Genomic DNA, 18,604 nt, shown 5'->3' with positions numbered 1-18,604 from the left:
CCTCTGTTTGATTCCAATCCCCGTTCTGACTTGTTAAAATTTAGGTACATATACTACGGTCAGGTTGGCGGTGAAGACGGAATGCAGCGAATCGAGGTACATCCCGATGTATTAGAGGAAAAAGCTCGGTTGGTTCAGCAAAAGAAGCTGGAACTGGAGCGAATGGTCCGAGAGCTTGAAAAAGCAATCTACCTGTTGCAATCGGAGTGGTCTGGTGTGACAGGGGAACGTTTCTTTTGGGATTTTATGCAGGTAAAAGAAGTCTTCCCTGCTACACTGGGTCTATTAGATAAAATCCAGAATGAGTTTACCTTTATTGCAAGAAATTTCAGGACAGCGGATGGTTCGGGTGAGGTTGCTATATATATACCTGAAGAATTGAAACGAAATTTCGGTGTTGGACTGCTCGACAAGTCGGTTGGAGAGACCGTAACTGGAATTGGACAGACAGCAGAGGCGCTCTTCTATGATCCATTCGGCACGGTCGCCAGTGTGGCCTATGCTATGACCTTGGGCAGAGTGGTCGATGTTGGGCGAGGTATTAAGTTTGCTTGGGATGCAGCCTGGGGAAACGGAACAGCCAGGTCTGATGTAGGTCAATTTGTGGATGAGCAGAAGAAACAGGTGGATGAGAGTGGGGCCGGGTACTATAGTGGTTCTGTAATGGGGCAGGTATTGGCCTATGCCTTTGTTGGCAAGGCGCTTCGTTCGGTGGAGAATAAACATAGCGATCTGGGAGGATCGGGTAGAGGCAAGTCGAAGTCAGGTGGGATTTTTAAGTATAACGAAAATTTAAAACTTACTGAGATCCAACAAAAAAAGATATCTGAGTACATTGGAGTGAATTCCGATGAGCTTATAAGTTCAGGACTTGCCAGTGAGGACACATTAAAAAAGATTCTGAAAAATTTAAAAGAAGGATCAAAATCCGGTAGGGAAGGTTTTAGACTGGAAGCAAATACTGCTAAGTTATTACTTGATAATAAAATAAAAATAACAGAGGCTGGTACAACTTATAATGCTAAGGAATTAGGTGGTAGGATAGGGGAAATTGATCTGGGGACATCGAATTATATTATTGAATGTTTCAATGCTACTGGGGGTAAATCAAAATCAATAAGTGATTTTTATAAATACTTTGAAGGCGATGTTAAGCAGCCACATATAAATCCTGAACATAAAGGAGTTATTCTATATGCCCCAAATGGTATTGATACTGTGAAAGCAAAAAATATAAGTTCAATTGGTGTTCAAATTGTAACATCTCCAGAGGAATTAATTAATACCCTAAAAGGAGACAAAAGATAATGTCACAATCCAATATAGTAATGTACATGGAAGAAGAACTTAGTATTGAGAAATTAAACAGTGTGCTGTCTGAGTTTGGTGCCAAAGATCAAATATCCTCTTGGGGAATAGAAAGATCCAACAGTTGGATATGGGTTAACTATTATATTCTTAAAGATAATGATGAGATAAGGAATATGTGGTTTGATATTTCTAAGGATAAGGTTAAAAATACTAATCTGAAAACTGCATTATTTATTCAACCTAGCAAGGATCGGAATGCTGCCTTTTTAGCGTTATCTTTTTGTAAAGAGATTTACTCAATCCTTGATAAAAGCAAAGATGTGTTTATATATCATGGTGATAGTGGATTATTTGTTAATGATGAGATAGAGAATCTGAAATTTAAAAACACTCAACAATTTTATGACTCTAGACTAATTAATGATGAAATAATCGAAGGTATTATCCAATGTTTAAACGAAGAGTTTGTCGGTGGAATAGAGTGTATTGAAGAAGACGGTGGATGGGATGGAGAGGAGTTGCAATACTTAGATTTATTTAGGAACCTTTTTGAGATGAGAGACGATCTAAAAGTTCAATCTTTAAATAAGTCTCTTAAAGAAAAGATAAATCATGTAGATGAGTTGATTTTGAGATTATTGGTTATAGATGATGAAAAATTATTGATAACTGCTGGGGATGAGAATAGAGATTTACCTATTAACAGTTGGTGGTGGCATCTTGATAAAGTGGATTCAAGAATACTCAAAGTACATATAAAGGAGGGATTTGTTAGTTACCAAGGCCAAAATAATGATAATGATCGATAAGTATGTTCTAAAATCATTTAAATAGAAAAAAATGAAATACTTGAACCACAAAATGATTTTGAAAAGAGTTTTTTTGTTCCAGTTGCAACAGAATCTTTTTTTAAGGATTGCTGGAAACCCGCTGTTGAAGTATTAAATTTAAAATGGATAGATCCCTTTTCAACTGGTGTTTATGTAGAAGAGGAAGATGTTTGTTTATATAGGTTAGAGGATCTATATTTTATGAGTGTAGTGACTAAATAAACTAAGAAAATATATTTCAGGTATTTCATTAAATATCTAATCAAGAAGAATTGCAAGAGGGCTGTTTGAGATGAGTTCTGTCATTTTCCTAAAAAAGTTAGAAAAGTATTCACCTGAAAAAGCCATTGAGGATTTTAAGAAAGCAGCGCAAAAAGCGAATATGTTTTGCATCTTGATAAAAGATAAATACCGTGATGATCTCTTTATATCTGTTGAAGGGACTCTATCAGAAGTTGATGGATCTACTTTTAAAAGCATAGATAATAAAGACAACTTAAAGTATTTCACATTTAATGTTAATCAAGTAGAAGAAGACTCAATTGATAGTTTCACTTGGCTTACTCAAGACGAAAATTACTTCTGGGCTTTAGATATTGAAAATATAAATCATGAGTACAAGTTTATCTTTAGATTCGTTGTAGAGTATTTTAAAGATAACGGCGAGGATTATTTATGGTTTGATGATGCCGAATGGTACTACACGGCTGAGGATATTCTAAAATTAAGTCAGATGCCGTATGACTCTAAGTGGTGCAGTGAAAAGATTGTCTAGTTTTATACATTTAAAAACAACGGGGTATTAATAGGGATTAAACATCGGCAAGGAGTATTAAAATAGTGGGAACTTCCGCGTTTATATTAATGGATCGAAAAAAATATACAACTGAAAAGTTATTGTCAGATTCTATAGTTGCAGCTTTTAATGCAGATGCTATGCTCAACTTTCACAATAGTAAAAATTATTCAACAGATGGTCATTTTCTCTCAACTACCATGAACATAAGCCATAAATTAGTGAAAGAAAATAACTATTCGTTTATCTTCTACGTGGATGCAACCGATAATCCGGGATTGGAATTTTACTATAATGACGACGTTGGACTAGAAGCAGACAGAGATCTTTTTCAGGTGGGTTGCATAGAAGAAATATATGGTGTTCAGGAACTTGTTTTTGAGTTTATATACCACTACCTTAAGTTAAATCCTGATGATTATTTTTGGGTAGCAGACTATGACTGGGTTTACAGTTGGGAGGATATGAAAAAATTAAAGGTTCTACCGTACGACCCGGATTGGTGTTATAAGAATCCGCCATCTTAAAGAATATTAACAGGTAACACGTAGAGAAATATTAAACAGCCTATTCCAACTTAGTTACTAAGTTGGAACGGGCTTATTTACATAGTCTGATTCAAGGTTAGTTGCGTTTAATATGATTCCCTTGGTGATGGCGTTTACTCATAACCATCCAACTAACGGGCCTTTCAGTCTTGAAGATATAGCCACTGCAGTAGATTTTAATATGGCTGAAATAAGAGCTGTTTCACCGAATGGTACTAATTTGAGTATGAGGCGAGGGGCAGAATGATGGAAAGAAAATGCTGATGACATAGGGAATATATTCGCTAATGTTCAAAAAGAGTTAAGAAGTGATCCAAGAGCACAAGAATATTTCAAAACCGGTAATAAAGACGCAGTGTGGGATATGCTATTTAACAGAGTTGCCGAAAAAATAGGTGGGGAATACACAAAACATTAAAAGGTAGGTTAAAAAATGAATAAGGATTTTCTTTACACTAAGCCATATGTTCCAGGAATGATAGACGACACACCAGTGGACCTGGAATCGTGGTTTATAGATGATTCAAGAGAGAGGATGGAAGAGAGATTAAGAAGCATATCTCTGAATGATCTAATCATTGAGTTAATTAATATATTTAAAGATGGCGAGCCGAATTATCAAGTTCTCTTAGGTTTATTAGGTGAAAAAGTTGTTAAGGAAACTCGAGGAGAAAGTACAGTCTATTGCCTAGGTGATATTTTGCGTTCTAAGGACGATATAAAGAGAATTGAGATTGAAATTAGTGATGAGGGTCTGAATATAAAGAAAATGAATATGTTTGTTAATCCAGCCGTGCTTTTGATACTTCAAAAGGAGATAACTAACCTGCGTGTTGATATTCACACTCAAAAAACAAGCGATTACTTATCAATTTCTATTAAAGATAAGATGATCACCTTATTTTCGATTTAAGACAGAAGACCTTCATACTACCGTATAACCCTAAATGGTGCAGTGAAAAGATGGTATGAGTTGTACACATCTATGCATGATTTAAAGTCACATCATTGAGCACTTCTACAAGAACTATAAGTGGAAGTGTTTTTTCTGTGGACGGGAACATAACACATGTGTTTGGGGAGGAGAAATAAATGGACTACGAATTGTTTTTACAATCTAATTTGGATAAAAAATCAGTAGGAGAAATGCTAGAAAGATTTACTACTGATATCAATAGCAAATCCAACGTATGCGAACGATTTTTTTGTTATAGTTGGAAGGGAAAAGCTCTACTCGTCCAGTATTAAATAAGATATAGGCTAAGATGTTGAAAAGAGTTAACTCATGACAATCATGAATTAACTCTTTTTAGTTACCAGTTCAAATGAATCGAAATAGTTTGGAATGCTTTATAAATAACAAAAGGCGCTTCTTACTATTAACAAAACTAGGAGGAATGTATAACCATGAGACTAAAAAACGATTTATAATCGTTGGATGCTTAGCTTTTGCAGTTTTACTAGTTCTAACCTATAGCTTTTATAAAGAAAAAAGAATGTATGAAGAGTATTTAACGATGAATGTACGACAAGATATGGTTGATATGAAGAGTGCGATTTTAAACAATGAATCCTATTTTAAACGCATACTGGAGAAAGAGAAAATAACGAACGAGATGATAGAAGATGGAGAACAAGCGAGGCAGCTAACTTATAACTTGATGAATATGATGCAGAGTATTAATAAGAATAATTTGATGAATCAAAGCTTTAGTGAAGAGATGACTATGCTAACCAGACCTGCCAAATCATTAACAGGCGAAATAGATCGAAGTGACACGTTACCCCTAACGCTTCAACGTATGCTAATGACTTTCGACCGTTTGGATGCCACAAGTTACCCTTTAACACCGGAACTTAAAGCACGAATTGTGGAGTATCGACAGTTAAACAATCGATGGTTGAAAGTAGTTGGGGAACCTGAATCAACGGAGATTAATGAAAAAGATTGGCCACAATTTATGAGTGATCTTGAGAAGGAGAATAGAGTTTATTTTCAAGAACAAAGTGTGAATCACGTTGATGATATATGGAGAGACTCACTAAATCCGAGATATGAATGGTAATTAAGAATGAAACTTGAAACTAGATATCAGATGCAGATTCAAAGTGGAATACTCCTGCCGTTCAGAGGCAATAGGAAGAACTCCACTTTTTTAATATCAAATCAACTAATGAAATTTCTCCCATACTGGACGATAATATAGTAGAAGTAGTACTTACCTATACCGATTATATAGCTCACCATATACATAGAGAACTATCCACAACCATCCTACACCCACACGAGGTACATTCATGAAACAAGGCATATATGAACAGCTTATCAACACCATCACCAGGCAGGAGATTTCTGCGCTGGACCCGGATGTGTATAACATTGGGACTGAGAAGCTGGATGCAGAGGAAGCACGCAAGCTGCTGTCCACGTATTTGGCGGCGGTAACGCTGCGAGCGCTTAAGATTGTACGGGAAAAGACGGAAGATAAGACGGTAGTGTTGGCGCAGATCCGAACGTGTAATGAGATTATTGCTACCCTGAAAGGCACGCTGGGGGAAGAAGAGTACAACGAATTGCAATTGGATGAGCAGGGGGAAGTGTTGACCCATGTGTATTCCAAGCTGAACAGCATTCGTGCGGTCCGGGATACCAAGATCGTTCGTCCAGATACGCCCATCTCCCAAAGCTCTTTATTCACAGGTGCAAAGTCCGAGCCGAGTATGTTATTGGAGCTGCAAAAGGAGATCGTGACCGCCGACCGGATCGATTGGCTGGTGTCATTTATCAAATTCAGCGGGCTTCGCCTGCTTCTGGAACAGCTTCAACAATTTACCGCGGGCGGTGGGAAGCTGCGGATCATCACAACTACATACATGGAAGCAACTGACCTTAAGGCCATTACTGAACTTAGCAAACTACCTAACACCGAAATCCAGATTTCCTATGATACCAAAGTGACTCGGCTGCACGCCAAAACGTACATTTTTCACCGTGATACTGGATTCACTACAGCCTATGTCGGCTCTTCCAACTTGTCCAACCCGGCGCTGACCAGTGGGATGGAGTGGAACCTCAAGGTGACGGAGAAGGATTCACTCGACGTGCTGCGCAAGATTGAAGCGACCTTCGAGAGTTATTGGAATGACCGCGAATTTACGCGGTATGTAGCTGAAGATGAGGGACATGAGGCACAGTTGAAGGCGGCTCTGAATCGTAAAAAAGATCAGTCCAACCACTTTCACCTCGACATCCAGCCTTACGATTATCAAAAAGAAGTGCTGGAACAGCTGCACGCCGAGCGTACACTGTATGGACGAACCCGCAACCTCATCGTCGCCGCCACTGGCGTTGGTAAAACGGTCATCTCAGCCTTCGATTACAAGCGGTTCCGCGCAAGCCATGCGGGAGCCAAGCTGCTTTTTGTTGCCCATCGGGAAGAAATCTTGAAGCAAAGCCGGGACACATTCCGGTATATTCTGAAGGATATGAACTTTGGCGAGCTGCATGTCGGGAATCACCGAGCGGAGGCGCTGGATCACTTGTTTGTTAGTATTCAGAGTCTTAACTCCATGAAGCTGACGGAGATCACCAGCCAAGACTATTACGATTACATCATTGTGGATGAATTCCACCATGCCGCAGCGCCTTCTTACCAGAAGCTGTTGTCTCACTATGAACCTAAGATTTTGCTAGGACTCACTGCCACGCCTGAACGGATGGATGGCAAAGACATTACCGCTTACTTCGATCATACGATTGCCGCCGAGATCCGTCTAACCGATGCCATTGACCGCAAGCTACTGAGTCCTTTTCAATATTTTGGCGTCACCGATACTGTCGATCTATCTCAGGTAAAGTGGTCGCGTAAAGGCTACGATATGAACGAATTGGAGAAGCTCTATACCCATAACAAAATCCGTGCCAACCAAATCATCCAAAGTCTGAACAAATACGTAACCGATCTGGACGATGTGAAGGGGCTTGGTTTCTGCGTAGGGGTGGATCATGCAATGTATATGGCAAAAATATTTAACGAAGCCGGCATTCCATCCATGGCCCTGCATGGTGGGTCGAGCGAACAGGAACGTCATGCTGCAAAAGGACAGCTGGTTAACGGGGAACTGCGCATGATCTTTGTCGTGGATCTGTACAATGAGGGCGTGGATATCCCTGAGGTCAACACCATTTTGTTCCTGCGTCCTACCGAGAGTTTGACCGTATTCCTGCAACAGTTGGGACGTGGACTACGGATGGCGGATGGCAAAGAGTGCCTGACCGTGCTCGACTTCATTGGGCAAGCGCATCAGGAGTACAGGTTCCAAGATAAATTCAACGCCCTGATCGGCGCCACCAAACATTCCATCTCGTACTACGTCGAGAATGGATTTTCGAACCTACCACGCGGCACGTTCATTCAATTGGAAAAACAAGCGAAGGAATACATCATGCGCAACCTCAAGCAAATGAGTCGTAATCGCAGAGCGTTGATCCAGAAGCTGCAAACGTTCCAACAAGACACCGGACTGCCGCTGACCTTGGCTCATTTTGTAGAGCATCACGGGATGACACTCTATGAATTGTATGGTGGACGTACAGGGAAAAGATATTTCCGGGGCATGTTGGCCGAAGCCGGACTGACAGAGCCAATCGAGATTGAGCAGGAGGAGTATATCCGCAGACTGCCGTCTGTACTGACGATCAACTCTCGAAGCTGGCTGACGTTCCTAATTGACTTTATTGAAAAAGGCAAAGAATTTATTACAGCCGATGAACAGCGCATGCTCACCATGTTCTATTACACCTTCCATCGGGCTGCGCCCGAGAAGCTAGGACTGTGTAGCATCGAAGAGGGTGTGCGACGTGTGCTGTCTTGTGAGTCATTCCGAGCAGAGCTTGTGGATATTTTTAAATATAATTTGGCTCATCTGCGATTTGTGGATAAAAGTAATTCGTTCCAGTACACTTGTCCACTGGATATCCACTGTATGTACTCCATCGACCAAGTGCTCGCCGCCTTCGGCTACTGGAACGGTCAGCAATCACCCGCCTTCCGTGAAGGCGTGAAGTATTTTGCAGACGAACAGACCGATATCTTCTTCATTACACTGAACAAATCGGACAAAGATTTCTCTCCATCTACGCTGTATGAGGATTATGCGATCAACGAGCGTTTATTCCACTGGCAGACACAGAGCCGGGTGTCGGAGCATACAGCTACCGCGCAGCGATATATTAACCACCGCGAGACGGGCAACCGAATAGCCCTGTTCGTGCGGGAGTATAAGGAGGAGCATGGCTATACGTCTCCATTTGTCTTCTTGGGCGAAGCGGATTATGTGAGTCATGAGGGGAATAAACCGATGAGCTTTGTATGGCGGTTAAGGGAAGAGATGCCTTCGAAGATGGTGGCGGTGGCGAATAAGTGTATTGTTTGAGTGTGAAATGAATGGACCTGCTATATAAAACAGTTTTTTGATTGATATTTATAAGGGAGTTGAGTCCATCAAGTGGACCATATTGAGTATTTAATTTGATCTATAAAACAGACCTAAAGTCATAAATTTAGACTTTAGGTCTGTTGCGATAGGTGGTATTTATTTACGTTCCTTTTTAGTTTGTTCATCTCTTCGAAGTGCTTCTTCAACGTAGTTTCGTGGTGGAAGTTTTTCATAGATGACAAATAAAAAGATAATAATTACGATTAGAAGAACAATAATAATGATCTGCAATTAAATCTCACCTCATTAATATTTAAATGAAACGCCTGTTTGAATCGCAGCATCTTGTTTAACCGTTGGAGTTATTGAAAATGAGCCAGTACCTTTAGCATCAACACCTAAGGAACCAGAGATTCCAGACTCTGTATGAATATAGTGTCCTGAAAGATCGCCATGAGTAAATGAACTATTGTTTCTTATGGCACGATAGAGGACAGTCCCTCTGTGATTTTCATATTTATATTGTTTACCATTAGTCAGACTAGCAGAATCGTTTCGTAAAGGAAATTCAAATCCAATACCACCAGTCTTATCATTAGCCGAACCATAATTAATGTTTTTAATTCCTTCAGAAGTCCAAGGTCCAGCTCCAATAATAATATTCTTAGAATAATACGAGTCCATTGAATAGGTCAAGTATTCGCTATTTTGAATTGGTGTTAGACTAGTATGATGAGCTACACCGACTGCATCCTTATATTTGTAGAAGGGTTTTTTTAACCATTTAAAATCATGTTTAATTAAGTATTCTTGAGGACTGGTATTATTGATTTTTGAAATAGTTGTCGTTAACTGCATCCAATTGCTTGTAATTTCAGTATCAGGACAACCTGATGGAGAAATAGTACATATGCTATTGGCTGAAAAATAGCTCTCTACCTCTTGTTGTAAATTAATTTCGGCTTCATGTTGCTCATATTCTTGCTCTGTGATTTCTGAAACATCTCCACTAGGTTTAAATTCCATATACTTTCGATCTGCCCCAATTAGTTCTCCTTCTATATTATGCAGATAAGCGACCGTTTCGTTTGTGAGATCATTTACTTCTTCTGAAGAGTATCCTAACTGAGCATACTTTAAGGTATCAGAAGTACTTCGAATTGATAGACCTTCGTTTGAATACCCAATTATTCTCAGTAGTTCTTCATTTGAGTTCGTTTCTACTTCTTCTCCATAAACTTTTGTAATTGATACAGACGACAGGCAGAGTAAAAAAGTTAAAATAATTATCGAAGCTTTTTTCATTGTAAAATCCTCCTTTTATTGTTTGTACACTACTAAAACAACCTTAAAATGGGGTTGGTTGGACCGATTATGCAGGTAAATGTTACGGATTTGTGAATTTATTACAATTAAGGATTCCGAATTGTATCATCAAGAGTCAATTTCTAGTACATTTTAGGTAACTTGATTGGGATAACGAAACATTCTATCTCGCATTATGTCGAGAACGGCTTCTCGAACCTGCCTCGTGGCACGTTCATTCAGTTGGAGAAACAGGCGAAGGACTACATTATGCGCAACCTGAAGCAGATGAGTCGCAATCGAAGAGCGTTGATCCAGAAGCTGCAAACGTTCCAGCAAGACACCGGACTGCCGCTGACCTTGGCTCATTTTGTAGAGCATCACGGGATGACACTAGTTGAATTGTATGGTGGACGCACGGGGAAAAGGTATTTCCGCGGCATGTTGGCCGAAGCCGGATTAACAGCACCCATCCAGGATGAACACGAGGAGTACATCCGCAGACTACCGTCTGTGCTGACGATTAATTCTCGAAGCTGGCTGACGTTCCTGATCGATCATATTGAAAAAGGCCAAGAACCGACTACCGCCGATGAACAGCGTATGCTGATTATGTTCTATTACACCTTCCATCGGGCCGCGCCTGAGAAACTAGGACTGAGCAGCATTGAAGAGGGTGTGCAGCGTGTGCTGTCTTGTGGGGTATTCCGAGCAGAGCTTGTGGATATTTTTAAATATAATCTGGCTCATCTGCGATTTGTGGATAAAAGTAATTCGTTCCCGTACACTTGTCCACTGGATATCCACTGTATGTACTCGATCGACCAAGTGCTTGCCGCCTTCGGTTACTGGAATGCCCAGCAATCACCCGCCTACCGTGAAGGAGTGAAGTATTTTGCCGATGAGCAGACGGATATTTTCTTCATTACATTGAACAAATCGGATAAAGATTTCTCACCCTCCACACTGTACGAGGACTATGCGATTAACGAGCGCTTATTCCACTGGCAGACTCAGAGCCGGGTGTCAGAGCATACGGCTACCGCGCAGCGGTATATTCATCATCGAGAGACGGGCAACCGGATCGCGCTGTTCGTGCGGGAGTATAAGGAGGAGCATGGCAATACATCTCCATTTGTCTTCTTAGGCGAAGCTGATTATGTGAGTCATGAGGGGAACAAACCGATGAGCTTTGTATGGCGGTTACGGGAAGAGATGCCTGCGAAGATGGTGGCAGTGGCGAATAAGTGTATTGTTTAACGGATATTAGATTCGAAGTTAAATGTTAGAATGGAGTTGTTAGAAAGTGTGGAGTCAAATCGCTGAATGGTCTTTACTTTCAAGGTTAAGTGGTCTAAGTAGTATAATTATTTTTATCGGTGCTTTATATACATTTTTACGAAAAAATCAATTCATAACGACACTAACATCTACCAAGATAGAACAGTTATTTTTTTCGAAAGAAAAGAAAATGATTCTCAAGACTATATACTTTTTGTCCCAGTTAATCCTAGGCTTTGTTTTCAGTGTAATCTTAACAACTGTATATTATTTTATTGAAGTAGGTGAATATTTCATCCAATATGTTTCTATTATAGGTGCTTTCTCTTATCTACTAATCTTGTATATCTCTCTTAGGAAAAACAGCTATTTCGATAAAAATCTTTCTAGAGTACAGAATATTATATTGTGGAAATTCATGTTGTTAGTTCAAACTCTATGTATGTTTTCACTATTTCCAATTTCAGTTGCTCAATCAATATTATCAGGAAAGGTAAGCTTTTCACCTACTCCAAGCGATCAATTCATATTAACGATAGTTGCTGCTACCATAGTTTTAGGTCTATCTACTTTAGTATTTATGATTATTATAAAATTCAGTAACAAGAAAATTAATGAAAAATTTAGTGAATATGATTATGACTGTTTTTATATCACAGATAAGCATGATACAAGCTTAAAGTGGTTTGTTTATCACCTTATTGATAAAGAAAACTTTCTGTTAGGTAATTCAAAGATTAAAGAAGAAGCAGCTATTTATAGAGTTGAAGAGCGAAAAAATGTTTTAACAGAGAAAATTCATATATTGAGATTAAAGAAAAATTCTAATGAATAACGTATAGGCGGTGCATCATGATTATCTACAGCAGTAACGCATTAGCTTTCCGGGAATCTGTTGATAACAATCAAATTACAGTTCAGATTGAAGAAGCATTTATTAAAGGGATGGGGAAGAGACCTAATCAAGGGGAAGTGCGAGCCTGGAACAACTCTATGCAATTTATGGAGAAAATTATTCGTAATTCGAAGGTAGCAGATGACTGCGGCATATTAATTGAGTACAACATTCCTTCTACAAGTAAACGAATAGATTTTATCATTGCAGGTCAGGATGAACAGAGGAATGATAACTTTGTGATCGTTGAGTTAAAACAATGGGATTCAGTAGAAGCTATGGATCGCGAGGATGTTGTAAGGGCCTTTATTGGAGGTAGAACAAGAGAGACACCGCATCCTTCATATCAAGCATGGTCATACAAACAGTATTTGAGTGATATGAATGAGGCCGTATATTCCAAAGATATTAACGGATACTCATGTGCATATCTACATAACTACAGGACAGTACACCCGGACCCCCTTCAATATAATCAATATCAGGATATCATCCGTGAAGCTCCTTTGTTTCTAGCCGATGATGCTTCTAAACTTCAAAATTTTCTAAAAAGGCATGTAGGTGAAGGGAATGGAGTTAATTTACTTTATTTAATTGAGAATGGTAAGATTCGTCCTTCTAAGAAACTAATTGATCATATTGATGGATTATTTCAAGGGAACTCTGATTTTGTTTTACTTGATGAGCAGAAGGTCGCGTATGAGGCCATTATGAGCCTTGCCAAACAAACAGATGTAAAACGAACCATCATTGTGCAAGGTGGGCCTGGAACTGGTAAATCAGTGATATCTATGAATGCACTTGGTGGGTTACTTAAAAACAAGTTAAATGTTAAATTCATTGCCCCGAATGCTTCATTTCGGACGGTTATGGTAGAGACCTTGACTCAGCGACAAGCTAGAAACAAGACTAGGACAAAGATGTTATTTACGGGATCAAGTCAGTTTTACAAAGAGCCAGCTGATATGTATGACGTACTAGTTGTGGATGAGGCGCATCGATTAAAAGGCAAAGGAGCATATCAATATCTTGGAGAGAATCAGATCGAAGATATCATAAAGGCATCTAAAGTGAATGTGTTTTTCATAGATGATTTTCAACGTATTCGTCCTGAAGATATAGGTTCTATTGACGAGATTAGACGTTTAGCTGCCCTGTATGATTCGGAAGTGCATGAATACTCACTAGCAGCACAGTTCCGTTGTTCTGGAGCAGAAGGATTTTTGAATTGGGTTGATGATGCTTTACAGATTCGTCCCACCGCTAATTTCGATGGTTGGGATCAAGATTCTTTTGAATTTAAATTAGTAGACACGCCTAACGAAGTATACGATCTAATCAAAAGTAAAAACGATCAGGGGTATAAGGCGAGGATGTTGGCAGGTTTTGCTTGGAATTGGACAGCTGATAAAGAAGGTAATCGCAATGGGGAAATTCCGGATGTAACTATTGAAGAACATCGTTTTGCTATGCCTTGGAATGCTCGTTCAATATCAAGTACTTGGGCTATCCATGAGAGTGGTATAGACCAGATTGGATGTGTTCATACATCTCAAGGTCTTGAGTTTGATTATGTAGGCGTAATTATAGGGAATGATCTAAAATATGATTCGGATAAAATGGAACTTTATTCGGATTATGATGAGTACAAAGATAGAATGGGAAAACGAGGGCTTAAATTTAAGAATGAGGAACTAACAAAACTTATCAAAAATATTTATAAAATCTTGATGTCTCGGGGGATGAAAGGTTGTTATGTTTACTGTCGAGATCAAGATTTGATGAATTATTTATGTAGCAGAGCAAATTCAAAATAATGAGCTGTGCTATGCAAAGTATAGAGAAACCCTATCAATCCATAAATGGACGGATAGGGTTTGCTGTTTCACATCAATATCCCTTTAATAACATTTTTGGATACACGAATATTATCAGGAGAAGCATCTCTTAGCAGTTGTACAATTTCTTTGATTTGTTTCTCATCTTCAGTTACCTCAAACTCTTCTTCTATATAAGCAAATAATTGAACCAAATTAACATCCAGTGACTCAGCGATCTTTGCCAAGTTCACCAAAGAAACATTCTTTTCTCCACGTTCAATCTGTCCTATGTATGAAAAATGAAATCCACCTTTTTCTCCGAGGGACTCCTGTGAATACCCTCTTTCTTTGCGTAGTGCGCGAATTCTGGCTCCGACCAGCTTCAAAACTTCTCTGTCCTCGTTCATGGTATTCACCTCTCTATGTTCAAAAGTGTAGACAAGTTTCCTCAAGGTAAACACCAAACGAAGAATACAAATAATTTAATTGATTACTATAGGTATCATTTTGTTGTATAATACTGGTATTAACTCTTTGGAGGGATGGCAATGGCAAGAAATTGGTCCATAACCGAAGCACATTGTAATCACCAAGTAGATTTTACCCCACGTTCGCAAGACCATGATATCTCCATACAACCTAGGTTCAAACATGCTCCTGCCTACCACATGCTACATACGACAATAATGGACTATCACCAACATGCTCAATATCACATCAAACTTGCAGCCATCATGTGTAATCACAATCAGTTCAAAGCCTGCCTGATTCTCTGCGATTGGGCTCTATCCTCTATGATTAAGGCGCTTTATATCCATAAGTATCATTTAGTTAATCCACCCAAGGAGCTCACCATGAATGAAATCTTACCTTTAGTGCATACGGACATTGAACCCGGATTGGATATCGCTTTGTTCATCGGCACGATACAACATATGTCTTCCCTAGCAGATTACCCGTATGACCAACCCATACAACTAAACAACGTCGAAAAGCTTCTTCAACGAACAGAAGAGATATTGGACGAGTTAACCACTCGATTGAAGGATGATTCATCAGGGTAAGATGTTTTTTTAATTGATCATTTGGGTTAAATGTTTGATTTATCTGTGTTACGCTTACAAGATGACATCATCCAAATAAAGGATATATGATGCAGAGACTACAAAGGATTTTCTTTGCTTTGCATCTGGAAAGTAGGTGTACATTTTGAAAAGAGTAATTGCTATCGCGTTTTTCATATTATCTATAATGGAATTGGTTACATTAATCCTAATCGGTAAAAGCATGATGAATGGGTATATGGAACCGAGTACATTTAGCGGGATAATTTCATTCCCACTATGCGCTACGTATCTTTCGATATGGATGTTCTTTTCACGGCAAGAGTTTACCGGAGGACGAGTCACGGCACAGATCAGTTTTACAGCGACATTGTTGACGGCGTGCCCGTTGGTGTGTTTGTTAATTATTTTCTATTAAATCAAGAGATTAAGAAGATTTCCTTTAAATTAGGACCTATGAAGTACGTTGTTGGAAATATTATTATGGTGAGAAAGGAAAAATCAGGATGTTAGAAGGATGTATATACATCAAACTTCTGCTAACATGGTAAAATCCTAATTCTAACGGCGGAGAATGATATGAGTACAATTAAAGTAACACCGGAGGAGCTGCTGCATGTATCTAAACAGATCGAGCAGGGCAGGCAGCAGTTGGAAGGTATACGTAATGACCTGACCGCACGGATTGGATTTATCCAGTCTCAGTGGGCGGGAGCAACGCAGGAACGATTTTTCTACGATTTTCAGCAATCACGTCCTGTACTGGATCGAGCACTGGAAAGTATGGTGAAGTCATCCCAAGATCTGTCCGCGATTGCCGAGAGATTCGAACAAGCAGATCAGGAACAGGTGAGCCTGGGAGCCATTGCTGGACAAGTTGCTGCCCATGCAATGATGAACCATAATACAGGTAACACAGAAGACCAAAGACGAATGGTATATAATCCTTTGTTTGGAGTTGACATGCCTGCCAGTGAAGCGGAGGATGGGATGCCAGGGCAAAAAGAGTTTGTTCAGTATTGGGAAAATGGTGGCTCCTATGAAGAAATGAGAGCTGGACCGAAGCAACCGGAGTCTAGTGGCGGGGATATATATGATGAACAGATCAGCGCATTTAAGGAAGGTCTTCATCCCGTAACTGGAGAATCCATACCTGCATGGCAAGCAGCAGTTACTATAGGAGGTTTACAGACTGCTAAGCTCGTATTGGCTTTTACTGGAACGTATAATAAGGGTTATAAGGTTCCGAAAGAAGGATTAGGATTCCCAAAAGGTATGATTGGTGGAAGAATTACAGTAAGTAATGAAAGAATTCACCATGCTTCCCTTGGAGATTTTAATTCTAAAAATAGATTGATCAATGGTGGTCACGGTCAAGATAATATTAATTACTTACTTAAAAATAAGATCGCCTTTAACATTACTAAAGAATATCAAAACGGTGTACGGGTTGGTAATATACCTAATCACAAAAATAAAGCAAAGCGAAGTGGAGAGGGCCAAGCATGGTTCCCTAAGGAGTGGACATCGGAAGATATAAAAAAGTCCGGTGAGCATGTAGCAAATCTGCCTGAGAATAGAGTTAAGGGTGACGGTGAATGGATGTTTGGAAATTATAATAACGTTAGAGTAGGCGTAATCAAGAACGATGGACAGATCGGAACGATTACTCCAGATAACTCAAGACAACCGTGAGGAGAGTAAAACTTGGTAGACTACAGTGAAAAAGTTATCTCATTAGTAAAGAAGAGAAAAGATTTACACCCCGACGATCCAGCTATTCAAACGATATGGAATGAGATGGTAGATATTCTAAAAAAGAATGAGCAGAGTGCCATATCATTTCTAAATCAATGCGGAGAAGAAGATTTATATTGGCTCAGTGAGATATTTGAAGATTTATCTTCTGAATTCCAAAGTCGAGCATTTATAGATTGTCTTCTTCAATTGCAAACGAAGTATCCTGATCTGGATATGGAGCAAGACATAGAATATGCGATCCAATCAATGGAGGATTAATAATAAGATCATTGAAAGTAATCAGGAAAACATAGTTTTCAACAAATGAATAAACGGATTCTAAAGTGGGTGGCATGGTGTCAAAAAGTATTTATATGAAGAAAAAAGAAGAGGTGCTTGCACCGGAACTTATGGCGTATACCTTGGCCAAATTAGGTTCGTATAAATGGAATAGAACAGAGATGTATAATCCGAATCGGATATATGAGAAACCTGCGGGTTTTTGTTTTAGATTCCATAACGCTGATCAGCTTTACGAGGAATTAAAGCATTGTATTCAGCACTTTAAGGGTAACCTTGAGTGGACGATCTATGTAAGTCCTTTAACCAAAAATAAAAATTATGTCATTGAGCCTGCTGATGTATACCATGCGAAACAAACTGAGGCATATCAGGTGAATTTGGAACTTGAAGAAGTGCTTCAAGATTCATATAAAGAAATCTGTGAGCAAGCGCTTCAAGACATCCCATTGTTATGTAACCATATTGAGCAATGGTTTGAGTTGGAACATAAGCAACTACATCCGCCTACAATACCGAATTGAAAACATTGGGAAAATGAAAGAATTATATGATGTAAGAAGGTTTGGATATGGAAAGTTTAGAAATTATTTTGATTGATTTTAACAAAAATAATCTAGATCGATTCATTAAGAATGATTTGAACATTCAGTTGGATCATATCAAAAGTTCTCACTTTTATGATAACCGTAGTGAAAACGATATTGAATTTCAGCAAATAGAGAGCCTTGAAGAGATTCTTTCTCCTAAGGGAACGGGGAAATATTATTGTCTCAGCTTAACCTGGGTCATACCTTTAACGACGTGATGATTGTATTTTCATTCGATGAGGAATCTGGAGATATCGTTATGAATTTTCCTGAAGAGGAGTTGTTCAGCGGAGAAAATTCAGAGACAACGTTAAATGCTCAGAAGTTAATAGAGTATATTCTTGATATTATGAAGAAGTATGCAATTGAAAAAGTTAGAATCGGTTATGAACCAGCTATGGATGATGACACTTGTTTGGTCGAGATTGATAAAGAAACAACGAATATGAATGCTATTGTCTCAAAACTGTTGGCTTAGAATCCTTCTGAACCAGAGTTTGATGCAAAATAATTAGACATTAATAATGGCAGAAAGCCCATTTCAACTCGAATACGAGTAGTCATGGGTTATTTTTATTTCCTCATTCCATCCCAACCACTTTACAAAATCAACCCATCCCTCCCCATAGCAAATGGTATAATGGCAAAAAGGGAGATTCTGGCGCGAGGCTTGAAGGCTCTCATA

General features: G+C 39.1%; 17 protein-coding genes and 1 pseudogene. 16 read left to right on the top strand and 2 right to left on the bottom strand.

The window, feature by feature from the left end; all coding sequences use genetic code 11:
* Positions 1–81: 81 nt before the first annotated feature.
* The 7 genes from Q0V21_RS22880 to Q0V21_RS22850 all read left to right on the top strand — a co-directional run bounded on the left by Q0V21_RS22880 (position 82) and on the right by Q0V21_RS22850 (position 8,921).
* Positions 82–1,308 (top strand): WXG100 family type VII secretion target, encoded by a 1,227-nt coding sequence (locus tag Q0V21_RS22880; protein WP_301880758.1) that lies wholly within the window; start codon positions 82–84, stop codon positions 1,306–1,308.
* Positions 1,308–2,120 (top strand): hypothetical protein, encoded by an 813-nt coding sequence (locus Q0V21_RS22875; RefSeq protein ID WP_301880757.1) that lies wholly within the window; start codon positions 1,308–1,310, stop codon positions 2,118–2,120. Before Q0V21_RS22880 ends, Q0V21_RS22875 begins: the two co-directional genes overlap by 1 nt.
* Before the next feature lie 313 nt (positions 2,121–2,433).
* A complete protein-coding gene (locus tag Q0V21_RS22870; RefSeq protein WP_079349957.1) occupies positions 2,434–2,916 on the top strand; it encodes a hypothetical protein in 483 nt (160 codons plus the stop codon).
* A 65-nt stretch (positions 2,917–2,981) separates the two neighbouring features.
* On the top strand, positions 2,982–3,464 hold the full coding sequence (locus Q0V21_RS22865; RefSeq protein ID WP_301880756.1) for a hypothetical protein: 483 nt from the start codon (positions 2,982–2,984) through the stop codon (positions 3,462–3,464).
* Between the two features lie 454 nt (positions 3,465–3,918).
* The gene (locus tag Q0V21_RS22860) at positions 3,919–4,398 is read left to right on the top strand and encodes a hypothetical protein (RefSeq protein ID WP_301880755.1); all 480 of its coding nucleotides are present in this window, start codon (positions 3,919–3,921) and stop codon (positions 4,396–4,398) included.
* Between the two features lie 484 nt (positions 4,399–4,882).
* A complete protein-coding gene (locus Q0V21_RS22855) occupies positions 4,883–5,551 on the top strand; it encodes a hypothetical protein (protein ID WP_301880754.1) in 669 nt (222 codons plus the stop codon).
* Positions 5,552–5,783: 232 nt separating this feature from the next.
* Complete coding sequence (locus tag Q0V21_RS22850; protein ID WP_301880753.1) at positions 5,784–8,921, top strand: DUF3427 domain-containing protein; 3,138 nt, start codon at positions 5,784–5,786, stop codon at positions 8,919–8,921.
* Positions 8,922–9,230: 309 nt separating this feature from the next.
* Here the strand turns inward: Q0V21_RS22850 and Q0V21_RS22845 are convergent, their stop codons facing one another.
* Positions 9,231–10,229, bottom strand: coding sequence for a hypothetical protein (locus Q0V21_RS22845; protein ID WP_301880752.1), 999 nt, complete (start codon positions 10,227–10,229; stop codon positions 9,231–9,233).
* A gap of 162 nt (positions 10,230–10,391) precedes the next feature.
* Between Q0V21_RS22845 and Q0V21_RS22840 the strand changes: the two are divergent.
* The 3 genes and pseudogenes from Q0V21_RS22840 to Q0V21_RS22830 form a co-directional block, all read left to right on the top strand.
* A pseudogene (locus Q0V21_RS22840) lies at positions 10,392–11,489 on the top strand (DUF3427 domain-containing protein); the annotation flags it as partial.
* A 46-nt stretch (positions 11,490–11,535) separates the two neighbouring features.
* The gene (locus Q0V21_RS22835; RefSeq protein ID WP_301880751.1) at positions 11,536–12,345 is read left to right on the top strand and encodes a hypothetical protein; all 810 of its coding nucleotides are present in this window, start codon (positions 11,536–11,538) and stop codon (positions 12,343–12,345) included.
* A gap of 17 nt (positions 12,346–12,362) precedes the next feature.
* Positions 12,363–14,222, top strand: a complete 1,860-nt coding sequence (locus Q0V21_RS22830) for a DUF2075 domain-containing protein (RefSeq protein WP_301880750.1) — start codon at positions 12,363–12,365, stop codon at positions 14,220–14,222.
* Positions 14,223–14,290: 68 nt separating this feature from the next.
* Here Q0V21_RS22830 and Q0V21_RS22825 read toward each other — a convergent pair whose 3' ends face one another.
* A complete protein-coding gene (locus tag Q0V21_RS22825) occupies positions 14,291–14,632 on the bottom strand; it encodes a helix-turn-helix domain-containing protein (protein ID WP_301880749.1) in 342 nt (113 codons plus the stop codon).
* Between the two features lie 141 nt (positions 14,633–14,773).
* On the opposite strand from Q0V21_RS22825, the gene Q0V21_RS22820 reads away from it, so the two are divergent.
* The 6 genes from Q0V21_RS22820 (at position 14,774) to Q0V21_RS22795 (ending at position 18,397) form a co-directional block, all read left to right on the top strand.
* Positions 14,774–15,289 carry a HEPN domain-containing protein gene (locus tag Q0V21_RS22820; protein WP_301880748.1) on the top strand — a complete coding sequence of 172 codons (516 nt, stop codon included), beginning with the start codon at positions 14,774–14,776 and terminating at the stop codon, positions 15,287–15,289.
* Positions 15,290–15,868: 579 nt separating this feature from the next.
* The gene (locus Q0V21_RS22815; RefSeq protein ID WP_301880747.1) at positions 15,869–16,984 is read left to right on the top strand and encodes a WXG100 family type VII secretion target; all 1,116 of its coding nucleotides are present in this window, start codon (positions 15,869–15,871) and stop codon (positions 16,982–16,984) included.
* Between the two features lie 12 nt (positions 16,985–16,996).
* Positions 16,997–17,308 carry a hypothetical protein gene (locus Q0V21_RS22810; RefSeq protein ID WP_301880746.1) on the top strand — a complete coding sequence of 104 codons (312 nt, stop codon included), beginning with the start codon at positions 16,997–16,999 and terminating at the stop codon, positions 17,306–17,308.
* Between the two features lie 95 nt (positions 17,309–17,403).
* Entirely contained in the window at positions 17,404–17,853 is a 450-nt protein-coding gene (locus Q0V21_RS22805) for a hypothetical protein (RefSeq protein ID WP_301880745.1), read from the top strand.
* Positions 17,854–17,900: 47 nt separating this feature from the next.
* Positions 17,901–18,137: a hypothetical protein gene (locus Q0V21_RS22800; RefSeq protein WP_301880744.1), complete on the top strand. Its 237-nt coding sequence runs from the start codon at positions 17,901–17,903 to the stop codon at positions 18,135–18,137.
* A gap of 41 nt (positions 18,138–18,178) precedes the next feature.
* Positions 18,179–18,397: a hypothetical protein gene (locus tag Q0V21_RS22795; protein WP_301880743.1), complete on the top strand. Its 219-nt coding sequence runs from the start codon at positions 18,179–18,181 to the stop codon at positions 18,395–18,397.
* Positions 18,398–18,604 lie beyond the last annotated feature (207 nt).

This window comes from Paenibacillus sp. 11B, assembly GCF_030487755.1.
GTDB classification, from domain to species: domain Bacteria; phylum Bacillota; class Bacilli; order Paenibacillales; family Paenibacillaceae; genus Paenibacillus; species Paenibacillus vandeheii.
The sequence above is the reverse complement of the archived record's forward strand: the minus strand, read 5'-3'. Positions and strand labels throughout refer to the sequence as shown.